The sequence below is a fragment of the Sporichthya sp. genome (assembly GCF_013815995.1).
Classification (GTDB): domain Bacteria; phylum Actinomycetota; class Actinomycetes; order Sporichthyales; family Sporichthyaceae; genus Sporichthya.
On the sequence record NZ_JACDFE010000212.1, the window covers coordinates 1 to 7,970 of the forward strand.

Here is a 7,970-nt window from a genome sequence, read left to right on the forward strand (position 1 = left end):
GTATGACGGAACATCAGATCGTGGTGCGGACCCGGCGCGGCGAGGTGTTGCGGCAGGCCCCGCTGATCGTCGTGCCCTGCCTGGTCCGCGACGGCGCGCACTCCTACCCCGACGCCGCCCGCGCCGCGGCCGAGCGCGACATGTTCACCGTGGCCGGCGGCGCCGCCGTGGCGGGCCTGCTGATCGCGCTGGCCGCCGAGGGCCTGGGCTCCTGCTGGGTCTCCGCCACCCTGTTCTGCCCCGACGTCACCCGCGCCGCCCTCGACCTCCCGGCCGGCTGGGACCCCCTCGGCGCCGTCGCCATCGGCGTCCCCGCCGCTCCCCCGTCGCCCCGCCCCGACCTCGACCCCGGGCAGTTCCTCCTGGAGCGCTGATCTCAACGGATGTCATCCGCAGCGCACACAACGGATGTCATCCGCAGCGACAGCGGCATCGCTGACCGCCTGTGGATAAGTCCGGAGGCGAAGTCCCGGTGGGGTGATCATTCGCTGTATGAACCCCGCACTTGGCTGAAGGAGGCCGGGTGGACCGTCATCCGCACCACCTGGGAGGAACTGGTCCACTACCCGGAAGCGCTGGTGGAACGGATTCGCTCCGCGATCGCCGCTTGCGCGCCGGTCTCCACCTGCCTCCACTGCGGATGACATCCGTTGGTCCCCACTGTGGATGACATCCGTTGGTTAGTGGGCGCGGTGGTCCTGGATGGTGATGCGGGGGCCGTAGCGGGGGTTCTTCAGGCCGGACAGCTCGATCAGGCGGGTAACGCGGTAGCGGTGGCCGCGGTAGGGCTCGAGCAGTTCCAGCATCCCGGCGTCGTCGACCCGGCGGCCGATCAGGGCGACGCCGACGAGATGCGGCAGGTGGAAGTCGCCCACGGTGACGGCGTCCGGGTCGCCGTGCGAGCGCTGCCGGCACTCCGCGGAAGTCCACCCCCCGATCCCGGGCACGGCCCGCAGGCGCTGGTCGGCCACCGCGGTCCCCAGCTGGAGGGTCTCCTCCAGCCGGCCGGCGTGCCGACAGGCGTCGATCACCGCCTTTGACTGGCCCGGCTCGACACCGGCCTTGTGCCAGTCCCAGGACGGGATCTGGGCCCAGGTCGCCGGGGCCGGCGGGACTCTCAGGCCGGGTGGGACCGGGCCGGGGGCGGGCTCGCCGTACTGGCGCACCAGCGTCCGCCAGGAGGCGCGGGCCTGCCGTCCGGTCGTCTTCTGCTCGAGAATGCACGGGATGAGCACCTCGACCAGGGCGTCCGAACGGGTGATCCGCCAGCCCGGGTTGCGGGCCAGGGCGTCGGCCAGGAGCGGGTGCGCGGGAACGAAATCCTCCGGTCGGTCGTCGTCACCGCACAGGCGGGGGATCCGGTCGAGCAGCCAGCCCGCTCCAGGTCCCCAGGCCCGTCCCATGACACTCGCCGTCCCGCGACGGAGGGCGAGGCGCATTGTGCCCGGACCGTCCGGGGTGCGCACCGCACGCCAGATCGAGTTGTCCGCCTCGACCCGGTAGGCCGGATCGCCGGCCCCGCGCCGGAGCGGGCCCAGGGTGCGGTGCAGATCCAGCGGACGGCCCGGGCTCCACTCGCGAACTGCCCCGGCACCGTCCGAATCGCCCGACACGCTGTCCGACACACGCCTGAGTCTGCCGGACAAGGCACGCTCCGTAGACTCCGGCAGCAAGCAGGACGACCCGCGACGAACGAGAGAGACCGCACCCACCGTGGCGAAGAAGAAGCAACCTCCCGGAACTGCGGCGGACCGCAAGGCGCGCGTAGAGGCCCTGAAGAAGGAACAGAAGGCGCAGGAGCGGAAGAAGACGCTCCTCTTCGGCGGGGTCGCCGCAGTGATCGTCGCCGTTCTGGTCGGCATCCCGGTGCTCTCGATCATCAACAAGAACAAGAAGGACGATCGCGCCTACGACCAGCTCGGGGTGCCGGTCGGCCTGGCCGGCTGCGACGCGACCGTGCAGACCGACAAGGTCGGCACCGCCGACGGCGAGCACGAGTCCAACCCGACGGTGCGCATCGACTACGCGACCGCGCCGCCCAGCCACGGTCGGCACTTCCAGTCCCCGATCACGGTGAACACGCGCGGCTTCTACGCCACCGACGACGCGCCCCGGGTCGAGGAGCTCGTGCACAACCTGGAGCACGGCTACACCATCGCCTGGTACCTGCCCTCGGTCACCGGCGCCCAGCTCGACGACCTCAAGGCGGTCGCCGGGAAGCTGCGCGACAGCAACGAAACCCGAAAGTTCATCGCGGTTCCGTGGGACCCCTCGCGCGGTGCGTTCCCGACGAACAAGTCGATCGCGCTCACCCACTGGGGTGCACCCACGACCCAGGGCAAGTACGAGACCTCGACCGGCTACCGCCAGTACTGCGGGCAGGTTTCCGGCGGCGCCATCAAGACTTTCGTCGACCAGCACCCCTCGTCGGACGCCCCGGAGCCGAACACCGCCTGAGCCGACCCGCCGTCGCCCGGAAGGTCAATCTTCCCTTCCGGGCAGGTCGTTCCGGCGTACGGTGGAACGTCAGGGTGGGGAAGTAAGCGGGGAGGGGTCACGGTGTCAGACCGGACCACGGGGGAGAAGACGAGCGCGGGCTCAGATGTCCCGTCGGCGCGCGGTCAGGCTGCGTTCGAGGACCGTCGGCAGCGCATCGAGGCTCTGCGGGCGAAGAAGAAGCGCAGCGAGCGATTCCGCTCCACCGCGTTCATGCTCGTCATCGTGATCGGAACCGGGGCATTCTTCGCGAAGCCGGCCTACAACTGGGTCGACAAGAAGCTGAACGACCCGCTGAAGAAGTCGATCTCCTCCTTCGGTGTCCCACTCGGTGACGCCGGCTGCGGGAAGATCACCCAGGACAAGGCCAGTGGCACCCAGGAACACGTCCAGGTCGGCATCCGGGTCACCTATGACTCCATCCCGCCGAGCTCGGGCAAGCACTACTCCAACCCGGTGGCTTTTGCCGCCACCCCGTTCTTCACCACCAAGGACAACCCGCCGGTCGAGAACACCGTGCACAACATGGAGCACGGCTACACGATCCTCTGGTACGACCCCAAGCTCACCGGGGGCGACCTGGACGAGCTCGAGGACATGGCGAGGCGGCTGCGCGACGACGCGGTCTACCAGCAGTTCATCGCCACCCCGTGGGACCCGACCTACGGCGCGTTCCCGGCCGACAAGTTCATCGCCCTGACGCACTGGAGCGCGCCGGATCCGAAGACGGGCATCGGCTACGGCCACCGCCTGTTCTGCGAGCGGACCTCCGGCCAGGCGGTCCAGGACTTCATGGACAAGTACCCGGCCACCGACGCTCCCGAGCGCAACATCCGCTGACCCCGGCGGCCAAGGCAATGCGCACAGTTCTCGGTTAGGTTCATCCGGTGAGTAGCAACGCGCGCGACGAGCCGACGCCGGAGGACCTCGAAGAGCTGCTGCTGATCGCCGAGGACGACGACCTCGGCGACCTGGCGCCCGACGCCCGCGACAGCCCGGTCGTCGCCGACGCGAAGAAGCGCCGGCGGACCGTCCTGCTGCTGCGCAAGGTCGTCATCGCGATCGGCGGCAGCCTCGTGCTGGCCGCAGGTATCGCGATGATCCCGCTGCCCGGCCCCGGCTGGCTGGTGGTCGTGGCCGGCCTGTACATCCTCAGCCTCGAGTTCGCCTGGGCCGATCGCCTGTTCAACCGCATCAAGGACAAGGTCATCGACGCCGCGCACATGGCGGCCGCGAACAAGTGGGGCACCGGGCTCTCGGTGCTCAGCGCACTCAGCCTCGTCGCGGCCGGGATCGTGTGGGCGATGTGGGACGAGCTGCCACTGAGCAGCTGGCCTACGGGCATCGCGTTGTCGGCCAGCGGGGTGCTCGCCCTGGGCACGATCTGGTGGGCGAGCACCGACCTGAAGAAAAAAAGACGAAGAAGCGAGCCCGACACTACCTCCGGTCCGGCGGCGAACGCCGAATCCTGAGGGTCCGTCAGTCCCCAGGCGAGAAACGGATGGTGGCGTCCGGCAACACCGCGGAGGACCACACCCGGGCACCCTCGGCCAGTTCGTTGTCGGCCCCCACCAGGGAGTGGTCACCGAGCACCACGTTGCGCAGCGCCGACCGTTCCCCGACCCGGGCCCCGGTCCCGATCACACTGCCGGTCACGGTGGCCCCGGCCGCGATCCAGACGTCGTCGAAGAGCACCGAGCCCTCGACGACCGCGCCGGAGCCGATCACGCACCCGCGCCCGACGGTGGTGCCGCCGCTGAGCACGGCGTCCTCGGCGACCAACGCATCTCCTCCCACCAACGACTCCCCCGGCCGGGCGACCGCCGGCGAGGCGAGCACCCCGCGCACCAGGTCGGCCGAGCCGCGGACGAAGGCCGCCGGGGTCCCGACGTCGAGCCAGTAGGCGTCCTGGCGGTAGCCCTGCACCACGGCGTCGGCGGCCAGCAGGCCGGGGAAGGTGTCCCGCTCGACCGAGACCGGGACGCCGGCCCGGATGGCGTCGATGACGCCGCGGCGGAACACGTAGCAGCCGGCGTTGATCTGGTCGGTGACCGGCGTCGGGGTCTTCTCCAGGAAGGCCGTCACCCGGCCGTCGCCGTCGGTCGGCACGCAACCGAATGCCCGCGGATCCTCCACCCCGACCAGGTGCAGGGTGACCGCGGCCGCCATCTCGCGGTGCACCTCCAACTGCGCGTTCAGGTCGTGCCCGGACAGCACGTCGCCGTTGAGCACGATCACCGGTGCGTCCGGGCCCCCGGTGAGCCGGTCGGCGACGTTGCGGATCCCGCCGCCGGTGCCCAGCGGCTCGACCTCGGTCACGTAGTCGATCGCCAGCCCCAGCGAGCCGCCGTCGCCGTAGTACGCGGCGAACACCTCAGAGCGGTACGAGGTGGCCAGGACGACGTGCTTGACGCCGACCTCGGACAGCCGCAGGAACTGGTGGGTCAGGAACGGCACGCCGGCGCAGGGCAGCATCGGCTTGGGCGTGGTCAGGGTGAGCGGGCGCAGCCGGCTGCCCTGCCCACCGACGAGGATGATCGCCTCGGGCACTGTTGAGGTGGAGGTGGAGGTCATCAAGCTCTAGCTGCTCGGCGCGACCGCACCGGTCGCACGCGCGTAGGTCTCCAGGTGCACCTGGGCCGAGCTGCTCCAGCTGAACAGCTTGGACCGCTCGTGCGCGGCTTCGGACAGCGAACGCCGGCGCTCCGGGTCCTCCAGCAGTCGCTGGAGGTTCCGGGCGATGCAGTCTGCGTCGGGTTCGGTGTACGCCGCCGCCTCACCGCCGACCTCGGGCAGGGACAGCGCGCGGGCGATCAGGACCGCGGCGCCGCAGGCCATCGCCTCCAGGGTCGGGAAGCCGAAGCCCTCCGACCGGCTGGGGAAGGCCATCACGGTCGCCCCGCCCATGAAGCCGGGCAGGTCGGCGGCCCGCAGGAAGCCCGGGCGGATGAGCCGCAGCCCGGCCGGAACCTCGGCGACCGCGTCCAGGATCACCGGGTCCGCGGTGGAGGACCCGGCCAGGACCAGCGCAGGCGGCTCGGACATCTTCGACGCGGCAATCACCCAGCCGCGGATGAGTTCGGGAATGTTCTTGCGCCGCGACATCTCGCCCAGCGAGCCGACGTAGGCCTGACCGTGCAGGCCGAGGCGCTGGACGACGCGCTCCGCCTCAAGCTCCGTCGGCGGGTGGAACACCGCGGTGTCGATGCCGTGATAGGCCACGTCCACCTTGGCCGGGTCGGCGTCGAGCATGCGGACCAGTTCGTCGCGGGTGGCCCGGGACGGGACGATGAACCTCGCCGCCAGCTCCAGCGAGCTCCGCGTGGCCCGGCGGTAGAACTCCGCCCGCTCGTCGTCGTAGAACTCCGGGTTGTGGAACACCGAGGCGTCGTGGATGGTCACCACGACCGGGACCGATGAGGACGCCGGCATTGTGTAGAACGGGCAGTGGATGACGTCCGCGCCGATCTGCTCGGCGAGAGTGGGCAGACCCTCCTGCTCCCAGGCCAGCCGTTCGGGACGGTGGTTGACGTTGCTGGGGGCCGGCAAGACGGTCGCCGTGGGCGCAAGCCGGGACAGCCGGTCGGCGTCGGCGCGCTGGCAGGCGATTCCCAGATCCGCACCGGCCTCGGACAGCGCGGGCAGCAGACCGTCGATGTACCGGCCCAGCCCGCCCCGGTCGGCCGGAACTGCGGTGGCGTCAACGAGCACGCGGGGCGCCACAGGTACTCCTTGCGGGGGTTGCATGGGGACGGGGACTCGGGACGCCGGCTTGGGGCGGCTCACCCTCGATGTGAAAAGCCCTTCCCCGCAGGTCTTGGCTGAAAGCCTACGCCGCCCTGACGCACCGCGCGGGTTGCGTAGACGTGAATATGCTCCCGAATCGGCGGCTCCACAGGCAGTGCATAGGCTCGTGGGCCCATGACGACACCGGCGGAGCTCCTGCGGGCGGCGGCGCGGCCTGATTCGTCCCGGCCGTTCCTGACCTTTTACGACGACGCGACCGGCGAGCGCGTGGAGCTCTCGTTCACCACGCTGGACAACTGGGTCGCCAAGACCGCGAACATGATCGTCGAGGACCTCGGCGCGCGGCCCGGTGAACGCATCGCACTGTTGCTGCCCAGTCACTGGCAGTCCGTGGTCTGGTACCTGGCGTGCTGGACCGCCGGTGTCGCGGCGGCCCCGGACTCCGATCCGGCCCAAGCTGAGCATGTGGTCACCGACCCGGCGGGGGTGGAACGGGCCGCGACGTGTCCGGGCGAGCGGGTGCTGGTGCCGATGCGGCCGTTCGGCGCCCCCGCGACCGAACTGCCGGCCGGGTTCTACGACTACGCGGCGGAGGTGCCCGCCTACGGCGACCAGTTCGCGCCCTTCTCGCCGGTGACCGGGGATCTCACGGCCCTCGAGCGGGCCGGCGGCTCGGCGACCGGCGCGGAACTGGTCCAGGCGGCCCACGCCGCAGCCGCGCAGTGGGGTTTGGGCAGCGGCGACCGCGTGCTGGTCACCGCCGACCTCGGCACCGCCGAGGGGCTGCTCGCCGGCCTGCTGGCCCCGCTGGCCGTCGGGGCCTCGGTGGTGCTGTGCCGCAACGCCGACGAGGCCGCACTCCCCCGCCGGGCCCAGACCGAGCGCGTCACCCGTCGCCTGCCGGAGGTTCCTGAATGACCGCCTTCGTTCTCGTGCCGGGGGCGGGCGGCGCGGCCTGGTACTGGCATCGCGTCGTCCCCCTGCTGACCGCGGCCGACTGCACCGTCGTCCCGGTCGACCTGCACGGCGAGGACCCCGGCCGCGGCCTGCCCGAGTACGCCGCGACGGTCCGGGCCGCGATGACCGGGCTGTCGGACGTGGTCCTGGTCGGGCAGTCGATGGGCGCGTTCACCGTGCCGATGGCTCTCACCCCGGCAGTCCGCCGAATCGTGCTGCTGAACGGGATGGTTCCGCTCCCCGGCGAGACTCCCGGCGCCTGGTGGGAGGCCACCGGGCAGCCCGCTGCGATGGCCGCGGCGGACGCCGTCGCCGGCCGCACCGGCGGCTTCGACGTCGAGACGCACTTCCTGCACGACGTGCCTGCCGTCGTGGTCGCCGGAGGAGCGGACGAGGTACGGGAGCCGGCCGGCACTCCGTTCGGACAGCCGTGCACCTTCGAGAACTGGCCGGTGCCGGTCCGGTCCGTGGCCGGCCGGGACGACCGCTTCTTCCCCCTCGAGTTCCAGCGCCGGTTGGCGCGCGAGCGGCTCGGGCTCGACCTGGAAGAGGTTCCGGGGGGCCACCTCGCGGCGCTCAGCCACCCCGCGGCGGTGGCTGCGGCGCTGCTCGTCTCCGCCTGACGGCCCCCGCCGGAGCAGCGACTAGTGGTCCGTCTGCGAATTGATCTGGTTGAGGACCTCACGCCCGCGACGGACCTTGGCGATGATCTCCTCCGCGGTCGCCTTCCAGATGAAGGGCTTCGGGTCGGTGTTCCAGTGCTCGGCCCA

The 7,970-nt window shown here is 71.2% G+C and carries 10 protein-coding genes; 7 read left to right on the forward strand and 3 right to left on the reverse strand.

Translation table 11 applies throughout. The annotated features are described in order from the left end of the window. The coding region (locus tag H0X00_RS19185) for a nitroreductase family protein (protein ID WP_293774007.1) at positions 1-374 on the forward strand (374 nt) is incomplete at its 5' end. A gap of 9 nt (positions 375-383) precedes the next feature. Then, positions 384-644 (forward strand): hypothetical protein, encoded by a 261-nt coding sequence (locus H0X00_RS19190; protein WP_293774008.1) that lies wholly within the window; start codon positions 384-386, stop codon positions 642-644. A gap of 36 nt (positions 645-680) precedes the next feature. On the opposite strand, the gene H0X00_RS19195 is transcribed toward H0X00_RS19190, so the two are convergent. Beyond that, a complete protein-coding gene (locus H0X00_RS19195; RefSeq protein WP_293774009.1) occupies positions 681-1,625 on the reverse strand; it encodes a hypothetical protein in 945 nt (314 codons plus the stop codon). 88 nt (positions 1,626-1,713) lie between these two features. Between H0X00_RS19195 and H0X00_RS19200 the strand changes: the two genes are divergently transcribed. The 3 genes from H0X00_RS19200 (at position 1,714) to H0X00_RS19210 (ending at position 3,968) form a co-directional block, all read left to right on the forward strand. Continuing rightward, complete coding sequence (locus H0X00_RS19200) at positions 1,714-2,457, forward strand: DUF3105 domain-containing protein (RefSeq protein ID WP_293774010.1); 744 nt, start codon at positions 1,714-1,716, stop codon at positions 2,455-2,457. A gap of 102 nt (positions 2,458-2,559) precedes the next feature. Further along, entirely contained in the window at positions 2,560-3,336 is a 777-nt protein-coding gene (locus H0X00_RS19205) for a DUF3105 domain-containing protein (RefSeq protein WP_293774011.1), read from the forward strand. Between the two features lie 47 nt (positions 3,337-3,383). Further along, on the forward strand, positions 3,384-3,968 hold the full coding sequence (locus H0X00_RS19210; RefSeq protein ID WP_293774012.1) for a PGPGW domain-containing protein: 585 nt from the start codon (positions 3,384-3,386) through the stop codon (positions 3,966-3,968). A 7-nt stretch (positions 3,969-3,975) separates the two neighbouring features. Here H0X00_RS19210 and H0X00_RS19215 read toward each other — a convergent pair whose 3' ends face one another. Together H0X00_RS19215 and H0X00_RS19220 are read right to left on the reverse strand one after the other, a co-directional pair. Continuing rightward, positions 3,976-5,070, reverse strand: coding sequence for an NDP-sugar synthase (locus tag H0X00_RS19215; protein ID WP_293774013.1), 1,095 nt, complete (start codon positions 5,068-5,070; stop codon positions 3,976-3,978). A 6-nt stretch (positions 5,071-5,076) separates the two neighbouring features. Next, positions 5,077-6,219, reverse strand: a complete 1,143-nt coding sequence (locus tag H0X00_RS19220) for a glycosyltransferase family 1 protein (protein WP_293774015.1) — start codon at positions 6,217-6,219, stop codon at positions 5,077-5,079. A gap of 198 nt (positions 6,220-6,417) precedes the next feature. Here H0X00_RS19220 and H0X00_RS19225 point away from each other — a divergent pair, with 198 nt between their 5' ends. Then, a complete protein-coding gene (locus tag H0X00_RS19225) occupies positions 6,418-7,161 on the forward strand; it encodes a TIGR03089 family protein (RefSeq protein WP_293774017.1) in 744 nt (247 codons plus the stop codon). Next, positions 7,158-7,823 (forward strand): alpha/beta fold hydrolase, encoded by a 666-nt coding sequence (locus H0X00_RS19230; protein WP_293774018.1) that lies wholly within the window; start codon positions 7,158-7,160, stop codon positions 7,821-7,823. The genes H0X00_RS19225 and H0X00_RS19230 overlap by 4 nt, the downstream gene beginning before the upstream one ends. Positions 7,824-7,970: the final 147 nt, after the last annotated feature.